The organism is Actinocrinis sp. (genome assembly GCF_035605935.1).
Taxonomy (GTDB): domain Bacteria; phylum Actinomycetota; class Actinomycetes; order Streptomycetales; family Catenulisporaceae; genus Actinocrinis.
The window spans coordinates 21,321-38,791 of the sequence record NZ_DATNGK010000233.1 but is presented as its reverse complement, the minus strand read 5'-3'; the positions used below and the strand labels follow the sequence as shown (position 1 = coordinate 38,791).

The following is a 17,471-nucleotide window of genomic DNA, read 5'->3' as shown; positions in this document are numbered from 1 at the left end:
CCTCCCATCCTGTGACCCAGGTTCATGCCGGGCCGTGCGCCATCGCGAACGGATCCACCCGGCTAGGCATTCATCGGTACCCGTGAACTGGGCGATCATGCGGCGCGTCGGCGGGGCGCATGTTTTGCGCGGCGGCGGGTACAGACGGCTCCCCCCGAGTAACGGACTGTGCGCCGCGCGCAGGCAATCGCGTGCTGCGCACCAGTTCTGAGCCGGGTAGCGAGGAGGAGAACCATGTCTGTCGTCACCGAGTCCAATCTTGAGGCCGGATCCGCGCACCGGCTCGAGCTGCGCGTTCAATGCGACGATGACCACGTCGTCATGCAGATGTGGGGCGAGCTCTACACCGACCGGATCGGCGAGTTGACCCGAACCCTGGACGGTTTGGTACGCGCGGGGCGCACTCGCGTCCTCCTCGATCTCTCACGGCTCTACGACCTCGACGGCGACGCGATCACCGAGTTGACCCGCTGGCAAGCCGCTCTCAGCGCGTCAGGGGGCTGGCTCTGTCTCGCCGCTCCGCGCCCGTGGGTTCGCCGGCTGCTGGAGCACATGTGCCTGCGCGGCACGTTCACCGTTTATCCGACCGTCGCGCAAGCCCGCAACGAACTGGCCGTCGGGGCGTAACGCCCCGACGGCCTCGAGCCTCTAGCTTTTTCGCCCTAGAGCCGCCGCCACCGCGCCTCGCCCCAGGAGTAGAGGCCGAACGCGGCCAGGCCGAACGCCATCAGCACAAGCAGCACCGGACCGTAAGACGCGGCCGCGAATGAACGTAGCGTCGCATCGACGCCCTTGGCTCGCGCCGGATCGAAGGTGACCGCCGCGTCGAGCATGAACCCGCCGACCGCGGCGAAAACCACGCCGCGTGCGATGTTGCCGATCGTGCCGAGCCGCAGCACCCAGCGCCGCTTGGCCGCGCTCATCGAGCTCAGCTTGAGGTTCTTGGCGAAGGAACGCTTCACGCCGCGCCAGACCAGAGCCAGTCCGCCGATGATGAGCGCGACGCCGACCAGCGCCACCAGCAACTGGCCGCCCGAATGCGTCATCGTGCGGGCGGTGAAGTCCTGCGAAGCCTGATTCGTCGAGCCGCTGGCGTGGTGGGTCAGCACGAAACTCAGGGTGCTGACGCAGGCGATCGCGTACAGCACGACGCGGAAGAGCGATGCGGCGCGCGAGCCCGCGCCCCTCTTGCCTGGCGGCGGGTATGCGGCCTGCGACAGTCGCCACAGCGCCATCCCGCCGAAACCGACGACCAGGAACCACAGCAGTACCGAGCCGAGCGGCTTGCTCGCGATGAGCTCAAGCGCTCCGGTACGGTCCGCCTCCAGGGATTTGTGCTGAAACGCGATGAGCAGCGTTATCCAGCCGATGATCAGATAGACGATCCCGCGGGCGACGAACCCTACTCGCCCCAGCGTCCGTATCGCGTCGCCACGCGCCATCCGCCGCGTGGAATATCCACGCATGTGCGAGCTGACGGCCATCGGTCGCTCCCTTCCAGTCCTACCGTGCCAACACCATGCCGCTTCGGCACCGTGCCGTTTCCACCGAGGTGATCAACGCTCGGATATCCGGTGACGCCCGTGTGCCCTCGCGGGTGGTGGGTAAACGGCGGCAGTCCCCAGGGGAGGTAGCCATGCCTGTACGCCCGCTCCGCATTTCCGGCTTTGACAGACATCTGATGGGCTTCGTGTCGCCTACGCAGTCGCGGGTTCTCGATCATGTGTTGCCCAAGCTTGGCCGCGCGGCTGATCACGGCAAGCTCTGGATCGGCCTGGCCGCGACGATGGCCGCGACACCGCGACGCAACACCCGCCGCGCCGCCCTGCGCGGGCTGGCCTCGGTGAGCGTGGCCAGCGCCTCGGCGAACCTGGTCGGCAAAACCCTGATCCGCAGGCAGCGGCCCGGGCTGGTGGACATCCCGCTGATCCGGCAGCTGCGCCGCGTGCCGGAGAGCTCCTCCTTCCCCTCCGGCCACGCCGCCTCGGCCGCCGCCTTCGCCACCGGCGTGGCATTGGAGAATCCTTATTTGGCGCTCCCGGTCGCCGCGCTGGCCGTCGGGGTCGCCGCGTCCCGTGTGGTCACCGGGGTGCACTACCCGACCGATGTGGTAGCGGGAGCGGCACTCGGCGTCGCGGCCGGTTTGCTCACCACCCGGTGGTGGCCGCCGCTCGACCCGGAACCCGCGCAGGCGCCACCGGCCGGCAACGAAGCGCCGGCGTTGGTCACCGGCGAGGAACTTGTCCTGGTCCTGAACGCGGCTGCGGGGCGCGGCGGAGAACAGAACAGCGGCGAAAAGAACGGCACCGAACAGCTGGAGCAGCAGATCCTTGAGCAACTGCCCGCGGCCGAGATCGTCGTCGCGCAAGACGGCGCGGATCTGCCGGGGCTACTGGAGCAGGCCACGAAACGGGCCGTGGTGCTCGGTGTCGCCGGGGGTGACGGCACGATCAACGCCGCGGTCGGCGCCGCGCTCCGGGCCGGCGTGCCGCTGCTCGTGGTCCCGGCCGGAACACTCAACCACTTCGCCCGCGACATCGGCATCGAGACCGTTGACGACGCCGTCGCCGCATTGCAGAAGGGGGAGGCGATCGCGGTCGATGTGGGCACCGTCAATGACCACGTGTTCGTGAACACCTTCAGCGTCGGTGCCTACGTCGACCTGGTCCATGCCCGCGAGCGCTATGAGCACCTGCTCGGCAAATGGCCTGCCATTCTGGCCGGCGCGATCGACGTGCTGCGCGATGGCAAGCCGGTGGAGTGCCGAGTGGACGGTGTCGAGCGGCGCCTGTGGCTGCTGTTCGCGGGTAACTGCCGTTACCAGCCAGCCGGTCTCGCGCCGTCCGGCCGCCCGCGCCTGGAAGACGGCGATCTGGACATCCGGATCGTCGATGCCGGCAAGCCGCTCGCCCGCGTCCGGCTGCTCGCCGCGCTGGCCACCGGGACCCTCGCGAACAGCCGCGTGTACCAATACCGCGCCGCCACGACGCTGACTCTGTCCAGCGCCGCCGGGGAGCTCGGCTTTTGCGTGGACGGCGAGGCCGCCGGCGCCGAGTCACAGCTTGACGTCGGCAAAGAGCCACGTTCGCTGATCGTCTACCGCCCGGCTCGGGCGGTCGTGTAGCGATCGTTTGACAGCGTCCGGCACTGGAGAGCTGAAGCGAGCACGCCGATCCCGACAGAGCCGAGCCAGCCCGTGTCAGCAGAGACTCGTAACACCGCGTCGTCCAACAGCGCGTCGTCCCCAGCCGAAAACGCCAAACGACCAACCGACACACGCTGGCGTGCGCTGGCCGTGTGCCTGGTCGCCGGGTTCATGACGCTGCTGGACGTGAGCATCGTCAACGTGGCGCTGCCTTCCCTCAAAGCTGGGCTGCACGCTTCGCCGGACGATCTCCAGTGGGTGCTGTCCGGTTACGCGCTGGCCTTCGGCCTGGTCCTGGTTCCGGCGGGACGGCTCGGCGATACCCACGGCCGCCGCACCGCCTTCATGATCGGGCTGGCCGCCTTCACGCTGACCAGCGCACTCGCGGGCGTCGCCACCGGCCCCGCCTGGCTGGTAGCGGCCCGGTTCGCTCAGGGCCTGGCCAGCGGCATCCTCAACCCGCAGGTCGCGGGCCTGATCCAGCAGCTCTTCCATGGCCGGGAACGCGGCCGCGCCTTCGGTCTGCTCGGCGCGGTGATCGGGTTGTCCACCGCGATCGGCCCGCTGCTCGGCGGGCTGCTGATCTCGGCGGGTGGGCCCACCGACGGCTGGCGCTGGGTCTTCTACGTCAACGTGCCGATCGGCCTGGCCGCGCTGCCCGCTGCGTATCGGCTGCTGCCGAGCCACCGGGAGATGCAAGCACGCGAGCGCAAACAGGACCGGGACGCCCGCGGCAGCCGGCCGGAAGGACTGGACCCGGTCGGCGTGGTGTTGCTCGCCATGGGCGTCGTGCTGATCCTTTTGCCCTTGGTCGAGGAGCAGCAATGGCGCGGCCCGCTCAAGTGGCTGCTGCTGCCCGCCGCCGCGTTGGTCCTGGCCGTCTTCGTGCTCTGGGAACGACGGCGGCAGAACCGGGCCGATCCACTCGTCGATCTCGCGCTCTTCCGGTTCCGCTCATACAGCCTGGGCTCGGCGATCGCGCTGGTCTACTTCTCCGGATTCACCGCGATCTTCTTCATCTTCACCCTCTACGTACAGGCCGGGCTCGGGTACAGCGCGCTACTCGCCGGGGCCGCGATGACTCCGTTCGCGGTCGGCTCCGGGATCGCCTCGGCGCTCGGCGGCCGCGTGGTGAACCGGCTCGGCCGGCCGCTGATCACCGCCGGACTGGTGATGGTGGGCATCGGCCTCGGCGGGACGCTGCTCGCGGTGCACATGGTGCCGGGCCGGGAGGTGGGTTGGGCGACCGTGGCGCCGCTGGCCGTGGCCGGGCTGGGCAGCGGCCTGGTGATCGCGCCGAACCAGACCATCACGCTGTCCGAGGTGCCGGTCCGCTACGCGGGCAGCGCCGCCGGGGTGCTGCAGACCGCGCAGCGGATCGGCTCCGCGGTGGGCATCGCGGCGGTCGGCTCGGTGTTCTTCGCCGCGGTCGGCTCGGCGGCGGCCGGCCCGCACACAGGCGGCGGACAGCCGAACGATCCGGGGCGTTGGGCGGATGCCTTCCAGCGCGGTCTCGTCGTCGCGATCGGCCTCGTGCTGTTGGCGCTGCTGGTCGCCGTCTACGACGTCGTCGCGACGCACCGGCAGGGCACGGCTCACCGGCAGACGCAGCCGCAACGCTGAGCCGCAGCCGACCGGATATTACCGGCCGAAGCGGGTACGCGCGGTTGATCCACAGAGCGGAGGGGCCGTATGAGCGAGCTGGAACTGGAGCGTCTGGGGAGTCCGGAAGGCGATCTGGTCATGGGTCTGACGACGACGACCGCCGAGTTCCCGCCCGACCGCACCCAAGCGATCCTCGACGCCGCGAAGCAGGTCGGTTCGCTGCTCAAAGCGGCCGGTCACCGGTTCGCGCTGGCCGGCGGAGTAGCGGCGTACGCACACGGCGCCCCGATGAGCCTGCGCCACGACGTCGATTTCTGCATCATCCGCGAAGACGCCGAGCAGGTCGCCGACACACTGCGCAAAGCGGGCCTCGAGGTCTATCAGCCGCCGGAGGACTGGCTGATCAAGGCCCGGTGCCGCGGCGAGCAGGTGGACCTCATTTTCGAACTCGCGCAGCAGTCGATCGACGAGCGGTTCCTGGCCCGCGCCGAGGAGCTGTCAGTCAACTCGGTGCGGATGCCGGTCATCGCGGCGACCGACATGATCGGCAGCCTGCTGGCCGCGTTTTCCGAGCATCACTGCGACTTCGGCGCGGTACTGCCGATCGCTCGTCTGCTGCGCGAGAAGGTCGACTGGCCGGGGCTGCGCGCGCAGTTCGGCAGCCAGCCGATGCCGGACGCCTTCCTCTATCTGCTGGAGCGGCTCGACGTCATTCCCGCGCGGCCGGGAGTGGCAGCGTTCGAACAGGCAACGTTCGACCAGGAGGCACCGGAGGGAGCGTCGCACCGTGACTAACGCAACGCAGAACCCGAACGAGGCTGGGCAGCACCTGACGGACGACACCGAGTACCGCATCGAACGGCTGCGGCATCGGCTCGCTCACGGCGAGATCGCCGAACTCGGGCTGCGCATCGAGGCGCGCGCGAACGCCGTGATCGTCTCCGGGACCGTCGCGACCAGCGAGTGCAGGGAAGAGATCGTGCACCTCGTGCAGGAGGAACTGGCCGGGCTGCCGGTGCGGCTCGACGTGACGGTGGCCCCGGCTCCCGTCGACGCCAAGCCGCTGGTGGAGGAGCTATGACGATCCGAGTGGCCGCGGTCGGCGACATCCATCTCGGAACCGCGAGCGAGGGCGCGCTGCGTCCCGCGATCGAGTCGTTGCGCGAGTGCGCGGATGTCCTGCTGCTCGCCGGCGATCTGACCCGGCACGGCACCGCGGACGAGGCGCGGGTCGTGGCCGGGGAACTGGCCGACGCGCCGGTGCCGGTGATCGCGGTGCTCGGCAATCACGACTATCACGGTGAGCAGCCGGAACAGATCGTCCAGATTCTAGAGAAGCAGGGCGTGCGCACTCTCGAGGGCGAGGCCGCGGTGCTGGATCTGGGCGGCTTCCGGCTCGGCGTCGCCGGGACGAAGGGCTTCGGCGGCGGGTTCCCCGGCCGGGCGCTCGAAGCCTTCGGCGAGCCGGAGATCAAGGCGTTCGCCCGACGTTCCGAGGCCTGCGCGGAAGGATTGCGCGCGGCCCTGGACGAGCTCAAATCAGCGGACTGCGACTTTCGCATCGCTCTGACGCACTACTCCCCGGTGCCGGAGACGCTGGCCGGAGAGTCGCCGGAGATCTTCCCGTTCCTCGGCAGCTACCTGCTGGCGCAGGCCATTGACGAGGGCGGCGCGGACCTGGCTGTGCACGGTCACGCGCATTCGGGCTGCGAGCAGGGCATGACGAACGGCGGGGTGCGCGTGCGCAACGTCGCGCAGCCGTTGATCCGCCGCGCGTTCGCGCTGTTTCATCTCAACGAGCACTGGCACGTCAACGAGCACGGATACGTCAACGAACTCTGATACTTCGGTGAACGCTGATACGTCCGCGAACCCTGATCACACGTACTTTGTGACGTCCGCGACCGTGAATCCCTGCGCCTGGATGTGCTTGTAGAGGTTGATCATCATCTGCACCATGGTCTCGCCCTTGAGCTGCGCGGGTCCGCGGAAGTGGGCCAGGATGATGTCGCCGGGCTGCAGGTTGTGCGAGGCGGTCTGGTACTGCATGTCGTGGATCTCCATCGACTCCTTCCAGTTCATCATGCCCTTGAGACCGGCCTGCTTGACCGCGTTCACCGTGACGGAGTTGTAGTTGCCGCCAGGCGCGCGGAAGAGGTACGGCGTCGCTCCGTACTCCCTCTCAAGCTTCTGCTGCTGTCCGGAGATCTCATCGAGCTGCCGCTGCGCGGACAGGCTCGGCATGTTGAGCGGATGGTTGACCGTGTGGTTCTGGATCGAGACGAACCCGGTCTGATACAGCTTCTCGAAGTAGGCGTAGTCATCGCGGATCAGCGTGTCGGCGAGGCTGATGGTGATCGGGATCTGGAAGTCCTTGACCATCTGGATGTACGCCGGGTCCTTCTCGATCCCGTCGTCGACGGTGACGAAGACCACTTTGTCGCTGATCGGCACCTTGGCGAAGACCTGCGGGTGCTCCACGCTCAGCGCGATCGGCTTGACCGCGGGCGGCGCCGGGGCCGGGGCGAACGGCTTGAGTCCCTGGTAGCGCTGGGCCAGCAGCTGCGGGTCGGGCCCGGCGGCGGCCGTAGCGCTCGGGCTCGGGCTCGCGCTCGCGCCACCGCCGCTCTGCGCCGCGACCGGGCTTGGGCTGGCTGCGGAGGAGTTGGCGGCCGGGCTCGCGTCCCCCTGGCAGGCCGCGGCGAAGGAGCCCAGCGCGGCCAGTCCCACCGCGCCGCCCATGAATCGGCGGCGGGAGACCTGCTGCGGCAGCCGGGCTTCGGAATTCGTCACGATTCTGGAGACGCGCATTCCTGAAGATTAGCTGCACGCCGCGGCAAGATTTTCTTCAGCTTCCCGGGCGGATACCGGCACGGAACTCTGGCGTGAGCGTTGCGTCGGCTCAGGGCGCGGCGAGGAACGTCTCGATCGCCTCGGTCACGGCCCCCGGGTTCTCGATCGGGCACTCGTGCCCGGTGTCGAGGATCTTGACGGTGGCGTTCGCGCAGTTCGCCGCGATGCGCTCGGCCTGGGCCGGCGGGAACTGGATGTCATGGCGGCCGTGCACGATCAGCACCGGGACCTGGATCTCGCGGACCCGATCGAGCACGTCGAACTCGCGCATCGCGTCGTAGCAGGACATGACGACGTGCCGGGGCGTGGCCTGTGAGTCGGCGATGTACTTCCGGATCAGTTCCTTCGGGTAGCCCCGCTTGAACGCGCGCTGAATGTTGATCGCGACGAACGTGTTGTAGGGCACGGACTTCGAGGCCGCCATCACCAGGCCGCGCGAGCGGCTGTACACCATCTGGCTCACCGACCCGACCAGCACCAGCCGCTCGACCCGCTCGGGCTGGGCGAGGGTGAGCGTCTGCGCGATCATCCCGCCCATCGAGTGGCCGATCGGGATGAAGCGCTCGATGCCGCGATCATCGAGCAGGCGGCGCACATCGGCGGCGAGGCCGTCGATGCTGTAGCGCTCGGTCGGCGTGTCGCTCTCGCCATGGCCGCGCAGGTCGAGCCGCAGCACCCGCCGGGACTTGGCGAAGTGCTCGAACTGGTGGTCCCAGCGGTGCCGGTTCGCGGTCCAGCCGTGAATGAAGACCAGCGGCGTGGCCGCGCCGGCCCCGGCCTCCTCGTAGGCCAAGCCGACGCCGTCCACGTCGAAACGGGACGGCTGTGTGGTGCTGTCGGCATCCGGCACGGCAGTCTCCTGACTCGTGGGCCCTGTCGCCTCGCTGCTGCGTGAGCGCGGCGCGATCATAGCGCTCATCGCTGGAGCCGACGATGGTTCTAGGCCGTGTGTAAGCAGTTTCGCCGGGGCCGCGACGCTACTTCTTACACACGGCCTGGCTCCTCGCTGCGCGCCGGTGAATTACGTGCGCGTCGCGAGCGCGAGAAAGCGGCTCACCGGATCGTCGTAGTAGTCCAGCTTCCAGCCCGCGTTGGACAGCGCGGCGCCGAGTACGTGCTCGGCGAGCGGTTCATCCGCGCCGAGAACCCGGCCGTGGCGCGCGGCCAGCGCGGCGCGTCCAGTCGGGTGGAAGACGATCAGCTGACCGCCGAGCCTGGTGACGCGGGCCAGCTCGCGCAGCCCCGCCGACTGGTTGTCGAGGTGGTTGAGCAGACCGGCGGCGAAGATGGCGTCGATAGAGGCGTCCGTGAACGGAAGACGCTGCGCATCACCGAGCAGCAGCGCGGTGGCGTCCCGGTCACGGCCGCTGGAGCGCACCGCGTCAAGCATCTGCGGGGTCAGGTCGAGACCGATGACGCGACCGGTCGGGCCGACCGCCGCGCGCAACGCGGGCAATGCGCGGCCGGTGCCGCAGCCGAGGTCGAGCGCGGTGCCGCCAAGTGGCGGCGCGGCTTCGGCGACGGCGGCGGCGTAGGCGGGCAGGTCGTCGCCGAACTTGGTGTCCCAGGTGGCTGCGCGCACGGCGAAGAAGGCTTGGGTCTCGGTGACATACCAGTGTTCGGGCACCGCGATCGCGCCGGAGACGCGGCGGATGATCGGCCAGGACGGGTCGGCCAGGTCGAGAACGACCTCGCTCACGGGTTTTGCCTGGGAGTTCGAGTTCGCTTGTCCGCTGCCTGGGTGGTCGCCGGGGATCCGCAGCCAGATGGCGAGTTCCCAGCGGCCGGTCGGCGGGTTCTCGCGCCAGCGCGGGCCGTCCGCGAGCGCGATGGTGGTCGAGGTGCCCTCAGCGCGCCAGGTGTCCTCGTCGGCGAGTGGGTGCTGGTCGGTGAGGCGGACGCAGTGTCGTCCAGTCGAGCGCAGTGCGTGCGCGATCCGGTCCGCGACGAGGTCAGCGTGTTCGCCGTCGACGATGACGCCTGCGGCGTGGGGCGGAAGGGCCGCGGCGAGAGTGCCCAGCACGGCTTCCCAGCGCTCGTGCTGCGCGTCCGTCATGCTCTGCCAGTCAGGGAACATCACTCCATCATGCAAGCACCGGTGCGCGCTCGTGCAGAATCGGCGCGGCTGGAAGGATGCACCCCATGATTAGGACCAAGTGCATGGGCGCGCAACGGTCCGGTACAACGCGCCGATGGCCTTACGCACTGTGCGCAGCGTTGGCCCTATTGCCCATCGCTGGCTGCGGGGGTGGCAGCACGGGCCCTGGCACGAACGGCACCGGAGTCAACATCCCGCTCACCGCCATACCTTCGCCGCTAGCGCCGAGCCCGTCCGCCTCGCCCTCCCCCTCCCCAAGTCCTTCGCCGTCCGTCGACCCCGGCACGCTGCCACAGACGCACGTCCTGCCGCGGTCCGACGATCCGATGTTCCAAGCCGGCGTGCAGGATCTGTGGCAGGCGATCGTGCAGGACAAGCCGTCGATCGCGCTGCCGTTCTTCTTTCCGAAGAGCGCCTATCTCCAGGTGAAGGCGATTTCCAACGCCTCGGCCGACTACCAGAACCGGTTGATCGACTGGTACGACCTCGACATCCACGCCGCGCACGCGCTGCTCGGCTCGCACGCCGCCTCGGCGCAGTTCGTGAAGGTCTCGGTGCCGACCAGCCAGGCCGTGTGGATCAAGCCCGGGGTCGAGTACAACAAGGGTTCGTACTACCGGCTGTACGGCACGCGACTGACTTATCAGATCAACGGCGTGACCAAGTCCTTCGGGATCTTCTCGCTCATCTCCTGGCGCGGCGAGTGGTACTGCGTGCATCTCGGCCCGAGCGTCCGCTCGGTGAACAAGGGCATCGTCTACGACGCGCAATAAGGACGCCCAGCAAGTCCGCGCGTTCTGTCTCGCTCAGCTGGACAAGCGAATACCGCGGCCCCGGATGCGTATGAAACGCATCCGGGGCCGCGGCACTATCTGGTTACGGCATCGCGTGCAGATGCGCGCCGACCGTGTTGGCGATCTGGTTGCCCGCGCTGGCGTCCCAGTTCGTCGACCAGGTCATCGCGCCGCCGATGCCGGGCCAGGTCGTCGACGGCTTGAAGCTGCCGCAGTTGCTGCCCGAGGCGAGGCAGTCCAGCGCCGCGTCGACCACCGAGGGGCTCACGAAGCCGCCGCCTGCCGCACTGGTCGAGGCCGGGACGCCGAGGCCGACCTGGCTCGGGTTCAGGCCGTTCTGCAGCTGGATGCAGGCGAGGGCGACCAGGAAGTTCTCGGTGCCCTCCGAGTAGACGTTGCCATCGCAGCCGTTCATCGAGCCGGAGTTGTAGTACTGCATGTTCACGATCGTCAGGATGTCCTTGACGTTCAGCGCGAGCTGGAAGTAAGCCATCCCGGTGCTCTGCATGTCAATGGTCTGCGGGGCCATGGTCAGGATGAAGCCCGAGCCGAGGCCGCTCTGGCTGGCCAGCGAGTGCAGCGCCTGACCCATATAGGTCGCGTTGACGCCGTTCTCCAGGTCGATGTCGATGCCGTCGAAGCCGTAGCTCTTGATGATCGACGCCGCGCTGCTGGCGAAGTTGCCCGCCGAGGTCGAGTCGCCGACCGAGATGGCGCCGTTCTGGCCGCCGACCGAGACGATCACCTTCTGGCCGCGGCTGTGCAGCGTCGCGATGTCCGCCTTGAACTGCGCGTCGCTGTAGCCGCCGAGCGAACTGGACAGGCCCGAGTCCACCGCGAAGGAGATCTGGCCCGGCGTGCCCGTCGCGTTCGCGAAGGCCACTGCGACGATGTCGTACTGGCTGCTCACGTCGCTGAGCCGCTGCACGGTCGCGCCGTTGACGAAGTCCTGCCAGTAACCGGTGAGCACGTGCTTGTGCGGGCCGCCGTTGCCGCCGCCGCCGGTGCTGCTCGGGCTGGGCGAGGGGCTGTGGCTCGGGCTGCTCGACGGCGACGGGCCGCCGCCTCCGCTGCACGCGCCGTTGTCCGTCCACACGTTTTGGGAGTTGTTGCCGGGGATATCGCCCTGCGTCCACCACTTCGCGGTCCAGGTATGCCCGTTGTAGGAGACCACCGCGCCGCCGTTGTATGCCGTCGTGGATACCCACGCCGGGGCGGAGCAACTACCGCCTCCGCTACCGCCGGTCGGGCTCGCACTCGGCGTCGGCGAGGAAGAGGTCGGGCCGGTGCTCGGCGACGGACCACCGCCGCCAGGACCGGTGAGCGAGAAATCATCAGCCTCGTAGGCGGGCTGGCCGTACCAACCGTGCACCCAGACGGTCACGCTGGTAGTGCTGGCTCCGGTGTTGAAGCTCGTGGTCAGCTGCTGGTAGCCGCCGCCGCTGCCCGGGGTCCAGGTACTGCCGTCGGTGGTTCCGGTGCCGGTGTCGCCCAGGTAGACATACGAGCCGTTGACCCAGGCCGAGAGCGTGTACGCGGAGTTCGGCTGGACGCTGACGGTCTGCGAGCACTGCGCGTCGTCGCTGCCGGCCGGGGTGGCCTGAAGCGCGTCAGCGCCTGAGTGCACCGGGCTGGTGACGACCTTGCCGCTGCCGCCACTCGAACAGGACCAGGGCGAGAGCGCCCCGGACTCGAAGCCGGGATTCTGGACCAGGTTGGCCGCGGCGGCCTGGGCGCCGGTGGTGGCCGCGACCACGCCGACCGTCGCCAGGACGACGCTGAGCGCGGCGCCGGCCGCGGCGAGCGCCCGTTTGCGGGCCGGCCGCGCCGTGAAATGGGGAACTCGAGCCATGACTGCCTCTCCGGTACGGGGCGGCACCGGCGGCGCGCATGCGGGCGCGACGCGGCGGAGCCGCGGGGTCGATCGAGGCGGGCGTACCGGGCGCCTCCGGTGCGCGCGCTTGCGCGAAATATCCGATTCGCGTGGGTGTGCGAATACGGAGTGTGGGTTTGTTTATCGCCGGAGCGCGCCGAACTCCGGATTGGTGTTTATGCTGATGCCAGATTGGACTAGACCAGTCGGTCGGTCAATGGTCTAACCCGCCCGGACCTCGGCGCATACACGCCAAGGGCTTGAGAGCAAGATAAACGTCGCAGGTCAGCGCGGCAATGCCAGGGCTGCACCGGGTCCGCGGATGAGCCGGGGCTGAGACTGTCTTAGGGTGCGGCGCGGCTGGAGGCCGGTGGCGCATATACGACAGAGTGAGCTTTTGAAGTGTTATGTAGTGCTTTGATAGGTATTGCTATGCCGCACGGGTGCCGCATACGCGGCGCGGCGAACTCGGGCGCGGTGGGTTAACGCATCCGGAGGGACCGTGCAGGATTTTGCGGGCGAAGCCGCGTCGCTGTTTGCCGCTCAATCCCGTCTCGAAGCCGAGTCACCGCGGCGACGATCGGACACGTTCGACGAGCCGATCCTGCGACTGTTGCTCAACGGCGTCCCAGACAAGGCGATCGCCGCACGGTTGCAGGTGAGCGAACGCACCATACAGCGGCATGTACGCATACTGCTGGCGAAAGTCGGTGCCCGCAATCGTATGCAGCTAGGCCAGATCCTCGCCTGCCGGTCTAACCCGCACCCACATCCGCAGCCGCACCCACAGCGGCTCACCGAGTTCGATGCGCAGATCTTGAAGATGTTGCTGCAGGGCCAGGCCGAGAGCGCGATAGCCGAGACCCTGAGCGTGAGCCGGCGAACCGTGCAGCGCAGCGTCAAGGGCATGATGTCGCGGGCTGGCGCGGCGAACCGGGTGCAGCTCGGCTGGCACGCGCAACGCAGCGGGTGGATCTAACAACAGCTCGGCTCGGCGCACTGCACGTAATTCGGGCGCCATGCTCCGAAGCGCGCCTTGCCTACTCGTGTGCAGCTCGTTGCCCATTCGGGCATTGAGAGCGCTCACGCCGTGTGGTGCAGTCCCCGGGGCCGTACCGTTCCGGTGTCAGTGCATCGAGCGCACTGCATCGGACACCGTTCGACGACGTAACGCATACGGGAGGGCGCACGGTGCGCACCACGACTCGGTTCATCACTTCGCTGGCAGTCCTCGGCTGTTGCTCACTGGCATCGGGCTGCGCGGTCGGCAGCGGAACCCCCATCGGCGCGACGCAGGTCTCGATGGTGGCAACCCCCTCCGAGGCGGCTGCCGACGCCACCGGCCAGAGCCAGCCCTCCCCGACGTCCAGCGCGACGCCGTTCCCGGTGGCATGCACCTCGGTCAGCTCGCAGGGCAGTTTCGTCCCGCCGGGCCCGAGCCAGGTGAGTCTCGACCAGATCAGCTCCGCGGTGGGCTTCAAGGTGAATACTTCGATGCCTGACACCCAGTCGGCGCTCGGGTTCCACGGCTACGAGAGTTGCCGGTACACGTTCACCACGCCGAGCGGCGGAGCGCAGCTGGACGTGTCCGTCGTGATCGGCACCGACCCGACCACGATGAACAACGAGTCCGCGGCCCAGGAGTTCGGTGACACCAAGGCCAAGTTGATGCCGCGATCACAGCGCTCGTGCACCGGCGACTGCGCCTGGACCGTCACGCCGACCTCCGGCGTCGGCGACCTGGCGCTCACGCTGACCCAGTCGGGCGACTCGGTCGTCGTGGCGCTCAAGGACGACGTCTACATCGAGGTCGGCCCCGGCGATCTGAAGGTCGAGCGGGAACTGGCCCTCGCCAAGCTGCTGATCTCCACGCTGCATTAGCCAGCTGATCGCGGCCGGCCCGGCGCGCTACACGAACGGGCCGGCATCGGCGACGGGGATCTCAGCCAGGCCGGCCCGATCCTTGATGATCTGCTCGACGGCTGACACGTCGTCGGGCGTGATGAACGGCCGCACCTGCCCGCCGAGATCGAGCACGAGCCCGTACTGCTTGCCCGGCCTGCCGGGATCGAGGCTTGCCCAGTAGCGCGGATTGGCTGTGCCCCAAACGCGGCCCCTGCCGCGCGCCAGCGACAGTGGCACCCGCTTGGCCGAGCGGATCGCCTTGTAGGGGATCGTTTTGGTACCCCACAGGTAGTACCAGCGCACGATGATCCCGTCTTCCGTGCAGCTGATCCACCGATCGCGATACAGATCTGCCATACCGCCATCATGGCCCTGTGACGCGATCGCGGCCAACGCCGGGGTCCCGTCCGCTCTGCTCGAACGGCCAGGCGTGCGTCGGCTTGTCCAGGGACCGCGTCTGCAGCTTCTCCACTGCCAGCCGGTTCAGCCGCTGCCAGGCGGGGGACGCGTCGGTGATCTGCATCATCATGGAGCCGTCGAGTGCCTCCGCGTCGTCCGCCATATTTTCAATGAACGAGTCCCAGCCCTGGATCTGGCTATCGCGCTGGGCCTGGCGCTCGACATAGTCCAACATCTCGTCAGCCAGCGTCTCCAGTCGCGGATCGTCAGGATCCCAGTCGAAAGCCTGGTCATAGGCCACGCAGAAATGCCGGAACACCGGGTCGGCAACATACGACCGCTTGTGTTCGATGAGAAGCGGCACAGTCTCGGGCATGCGCGCGTTGAGCATGATCCAGCCGTCTCGTTCGGTGCGCACACCGCGCTCGCTCACGCCCATCGCGCGCAGTTCGTCCAGGAAGTCGACCACCCCGTCCGGCAGGAAGAGTCGCTCTCCGCCGGCCAGCTCGGCGATCCGCTTGCGATGCCGCTTCAGCTCGCGGACGCGCTCGGCCAGGGCCGTATCAATCTCGGCGATGGCCTTGGCGAACTGCTCCGGCTGTGCGGCTAGCAGCTCCTCCACCCTGGCCAGCGGCACACCGGCCTCGGCCAGGGTCTTGATGCGGATCAGGTCGATCACGGCCTGCGCGTCGTAGCGGCGGTAGCCGGAGGAGTCACGCTCGGGCTCGGGAAGTAGGCCGCACTGGTGGTAGTGGCGCACCGCGCGCACGGTCACCCCGACGTAGTTGGCGAGCTGGCTGATGGTGAGCGTCGCGGTCATCGTCGGCTCCTGGCTCCATTCCCCGTTTGGCTGTCCCGTTTGGCTACTGTCCCGTTTTGCTGAGCCCCGCTGGATTTCCCGTTGCTTCAGCCGGTCAGCGCACGCGTCCGCGCTGGAATACCGTGCGCGCCCACCAGTATCCGACCACGAGGATGCCCAGGCACCAGGCGATCGAGATCAGCGCGTCGTTTCCGATCGGGCCGCCGTTGAGCAGGCCGCGCAGGGTCTGGTTGAGCGCAGTGAACGGCTGGTACTCGGCGAACCAGCGCACCCCGGCCGGCATCGAGGCGGCCGGCACGAACGAACTGCCGAGGAACGGCAGGAACTGGATCAGCATCGGCGTGTTGCTGGAGGACTCCGGGGTCTTGGAGATCAGCCCGATCGCCACGGCGAGCCAGGTGAGCGCGAAGCTGAGCAGCACGATCAGGCCGACCGCCGCCAGCCAGGCGAGCGCGCCGCCGCTCGGCCGCCAGCCCATCGCCACCGCGACCCCGATCACCAGCGCGACGCTGACCAGGGTCTGGATCACGCTCGCGATCACATGCCCGGTCAGCAGCGAGGACCGCGAGATCGACATGGTGCGGAACCGGTTGATGATGCCCTCGGTGGTGTCGACGCACACTGCCACCGAGGTCGCCATGCAGCCCGAAGCCACCGTCAGCAGCACGATCGCGGGCGCGACGTAGTCGATATAGCTGCCATGCCCGACGCTCCCGACGTGCGAGGCGGTCAGCCCAGCGCCGAGCGTGCGACCGAGCAGCCCGACGAAGAACAGCAACAGGATCACGGGCACGCCCAGCGACGCGGCGAGCATCGCGGGATAGCGCAGGATGTGCCGCAGCGTGCGCCGCAGCATCGTCGCGGAGTCGGTCACCGCGTAAGTCAGGCTACTCATGATGCCGTCGTCCCTTCAGCACTGTCGTTTTCGTGGGTTTCTTCGGTGCCGCGGCCCGTCAGCGCGAGGAACACGTCGTCGAGGTCTGGCATGTGCACGGACAGCTCCTCGGCCTCGACGCCCGCCGCGTCCAAGCGGTCGAGCACCGATCGCAGGGCACGCACTGCGCCGTCGCTCGGAACCTGGATGGTGAACGTCTCGTCATCGCGTGCTGATACGTCCAGGCAGTCCGCCGCGCGGTCCAGGGCCTCGGGGTCCGCGAATCGAAGGCTGATATGGCCGCCCGGCACCCGCCGCTTGAGCTCGGCCGGGCTGCCGTGCGCGACGATCCGGCCCTGGTCCAGCACCGCGACCTGGTCGGCCAGCTGGTCGGCTTCCTCGAGGTACTGCGTGGTGAGGAAGATGGTCACGCCGTCGGCCACCAGTTCGCGGATGATCCGCCACAGCTCGCGGCGGCTGCGCGGGTCGAGGCCGGTGGTCGGCTCGTCGAGGAAGATGACCTGTGGCGCGCCGATCAGCGTCATGGCCAGGTCCAGCCGCCGCTTCATCCCGCCCGAGTAGGTCATCACCCGCTGGCCGCCCGCCTCGGCCAGGTCGAAGCGGCCAAGCAGCGCGTCGGCGCGCCTGCGGCCCTCGGCTTTGCCGAGCCGGTGCAGGTCGGCCATCAGGATCAGGTTCTCCCGGCCGGTCAGCAATCCGTCGACCGCGGAGAACTGGCCGGTCACGCCGATGACCGCGCGCACCGCGTCCGGTTCGGCGGCAACGTCGTGCCCGGCGACCCAGGCGCGGCCGCCGTCGCCCGGAATCAGGGTGGAGAGAATGTGCACGGCCGTCGTCTTGCCGGCGCCGTTCGGGCCGAGCAGCGCGAACACGCTCCCCGCGGCGACGGACAGGTCGATCCCGTCCAGCACCAGCTTCTCGCCGAAGGACTTGCGCAGACCGGACACCGCGAGCGCGGCCGCCTGCTCGGGCGCGCACTGTCCCGCGCTGCCCAGGGCAGCTGCTCTGGGCTGCGGCAACGCGCTTCGCGCCGCCGCCTGACTTACTGTCTCGTGTGGCATGCCTCCATCGTGGAAGGTTGACG

18 protein-coding genes are annotated in these 17,471 nt (G+C 68.6%); 9 read left to right on the top strand and 9 right to left on the bottom strand.

Going from position 1 to position 17,471, the window contains the following annotated elements; all coding sequences use genetic code 11:
• Positions 1-234 precede the first annotated feature (234 nt).
• Entirely contained in the window at positions 235-627 is a 393-nt protein-coding gene (locus VN779_RS18825) for an STAS domain-containing protein (protein WP_325725128.1), read from the top strand.
• A gap of 35 nt (positions 628-662) precedes the next feature.
• Here VN779_RS18825 and VN779_RS18820 read toward each other — a convergent pair whose 3' ends face one another.
• Positions 663-1,484 (bottom strand): DUF1206 domain-containing protein, encoded by an 822-nt coding sequence (locus VN779_RS18820; protein ID WP_325725126.1) that lies wholly within the window; start codon positions 1,482-1,484, stop codon positions 663-665.
• 197 nt (positions 1,485-1,681) lie between these two features.
• Between VN779_RS18820 and VN779_RS18815 the strand changes: the two genes are divergently transcribed.
• From VN779_RS18815 to VN779_RS18795, 5 genes are all read left to right on the top strand, one after another.
• Positions 1,682-3,124, top strand: a complete 1,443-nt coding sequence (locus VN779_RS18815; protein ID WP_414639717.1) for a bifunctional phosphatase PAP2/diacylglycerol kinase family protein — start codon at positions 1,682-1,684, stop codon at positions 3,122-3,124.
• 72 nt (positions 3,125-3,196) lie between these two features.
• On the top strand, positions 3,197-4,768 hold the full coding sequence (locus VN779_RS18810; protein ID WP_325725122.1) for an MFS transporter: 1,572 nt from the start codon (positions 3,197-3,199) through the stop codon (positions 4,766-4,768).
• 69 nt (positions 4,769-4,837) lie between these two features.
• Entirely contained in the window at positions 4,838-5,545 is a 708-nt protein-coding gene (locus VN779_RS18805) for a nucleotidyltransferase family protein (RefSeq protein ID WP_325725119.1), read from the top strand.
• Positions 5,538-5,831 carry a hypothetical protein gene (locus VN779_RS18800; RefSeq protein WP_325725118.1) on the top strand — a complete coding sequence of 98 codons (294 nt, stop codon included), beginning with the start codon at positions 5,538-5,540 and terminating at the stop codon, positions 5,829-5,831. The genes VN779_RS18805 and VN779_RS18800 overlap by 8 nt, the downstream gene beginning before the upstream one ends.
• Complete coding sequence (locus VN779_RS18795) at positions 5,828-6,592, top strand: metallophosphoesterase family protein (protein WP_325725116.1); 765 nt, start codon at positions 5,828-5,830, stop codon at positions 6,590-6,592. Before VN779_RS18800 ends, VN779_RS18795 begins: the two co-directional genes overlap by 4 nt.
• Before the next feature lie 36 nt (positions 6,593-6,628).
• On the opposite strand, the gene VN779_RS18790 is transcribed toward VN779_RS18795, so the two are convergent.
• The 3 genes from VN779_RS18790 to VN779_RS18780 all read right to left on the bottom strand — a co-directional run bounded on the left by VN779_RS18790 (position 6,629) and on the right by VN779_RS18780 (position 9,680).
• The gene (locus VN779_RS18790) at positions 6,629-7,561 is read right to left on the bottom strand and encodes a polysaccharide deacetylase family protein (RefSeq protein WP_325725113.1); all 933 of its coding nucleotides are present in this window, start codon (positions 7,559-7,561) and stop codon (positions 6,629-6,631) included.
• A 91-nt stretch (positions 7,562-7,652) separates the two neighbouring features.
• Positions 7,653-8,453 (bottom strand): alpha/beta hydrolase, encoded by an 801-nt coding sequence (locus tag VN779_RS18785; RefSeq protein ID WP_325725111.1) that lies wholly within the window; start codon positions 8,451-8,453, stop codon positions 7,653-7,655.
• A gap of 171 nt (positions 8,454-8,624) precedes the next feature.
• Positions 8,625-9,680, bottom strand: coding sequence for a class I SAM-dependent methyltransferase (locus VN779_RS18780; RefSeq protein WP_325725109.1), 1,056 nt, complete (start codon positions 9,678-9,680; stop codon positions 8,625-8,627).
• A 65-nt stretch (positions 9,681-9,745) separates the two neighbouring features.
• Between VN779_RS18780 and VN779_RS18775 the strand changes: the two genes are divergently transcribed.
• Entirely contained in the window at positions 9,746-10,474 is a 729-nt protein-coding gene (locus VN779_RS18775) for a hypothetical protein (protein WP_325725106.1), read from the top strand.
• 103 nt (positions 10,475-10,577) lie between these two features.
• Here VN779_RS18775 and VN779_RS18770 read toward each other — a convergent pair whose 3' ends face one another.
• Positions 10,578-12,347: a chitinase gene (locus VN779_RS18770; protein WP_325725104.1), complete on the bottom strand. Its 1,770-nt coding sequence runs from the start codon at positions 12,345-12,347 to the stop codon at positions 10,578-10,580.
• A gap of 523 nt (positions 12,348-12,870) precedes the next feature.
• On the opposite strand from VN779_RS18770, the gene VN779_RS18765 reads away from it, so the two are divergent.
• The gene (locus VN779_RS18765) at positions 12,871-13,347 is read left to right on the top strand and encodes a helix-turn-helix transcriptional regulator (RefSeq protein WP_325725102.1); all 477 of its coding nucleotides are present in this window, start codon (positions 12,871-12,873) and stop codon (positions 13,345-13,347) included.
• A gap of 212 nt (positions 13,348-13,559) precedes the next feature.
• Positions 13,560-14,249 carry a hypothetical protein gene (locus VN779_RS18760; protein ID WP_325725100.1) on the top strand — a complete coding sequence of 230 codons (690 nt, stop codon included), beginning with the start codon at positions 13,560-13,562 and terminating at the stop codon, positions 14,247-14,249.
• A 27-nt stretch (positions 14,250-14,276) separates the two neighbouring features.
• On the opposite strand, the gene VN779_RS18755 is transcribed toward VN779_RS18760, so the two are convergent.
• From VN779_RS18755 to VN779_RS18740, 4 genes are all read right to left on the bottom strand, one after another.
• Positions 14,277-14,666, bottom strand: a complete 390-nt coding sequence (locus VN779_RS18755; protein WP_325725098.1) for a hypothetical protein — start codon at positions 14,664-14,666, stop codon at positions 14,277-14,279.
• Positions 14,638-15,492, bottom strand: coding sequence for a MerR family transcriptional regulator (locus VN779_RS18750; protein ID WP_325725096.1), 855 nt, complete (start codon positions 15,490-15,492; stop codon positions 14,638-14,640). The genes VN779_RS18755 and VN779_RS18750 overlap by 29 nt, the downstream gene beginning before the upstream one ends.
• Positions 15,493-15,586: 94 nt before the next feature.
• Complete coding sequence (locus VN779_RS18745; protein ID WP_325725094.1) at positions 15,587-16,387, bottom strand: ABC transporter permease; 801 nt, start codon at positions 16,385-16,387, stop codon at positions 15,587-15,589.
• Positions 16,384-17,448 (bottom strand): ATP-binding cassette domain-containing protein, encoded by a 1,065-nt coding sequence (locus VN779_RS18740; protein WP_325725092.1) that lies wholly within the window; start codon positions 17,446-17,448, stop codon positions 16,384-16,386. The genes VN779_RS18745 and VN779_RS18740 overlap by 4 nt, the downstream gene beginning before the upstream one ends.
• Positions 17,449-17,471 lie beyond the last annotated feature (23 nt).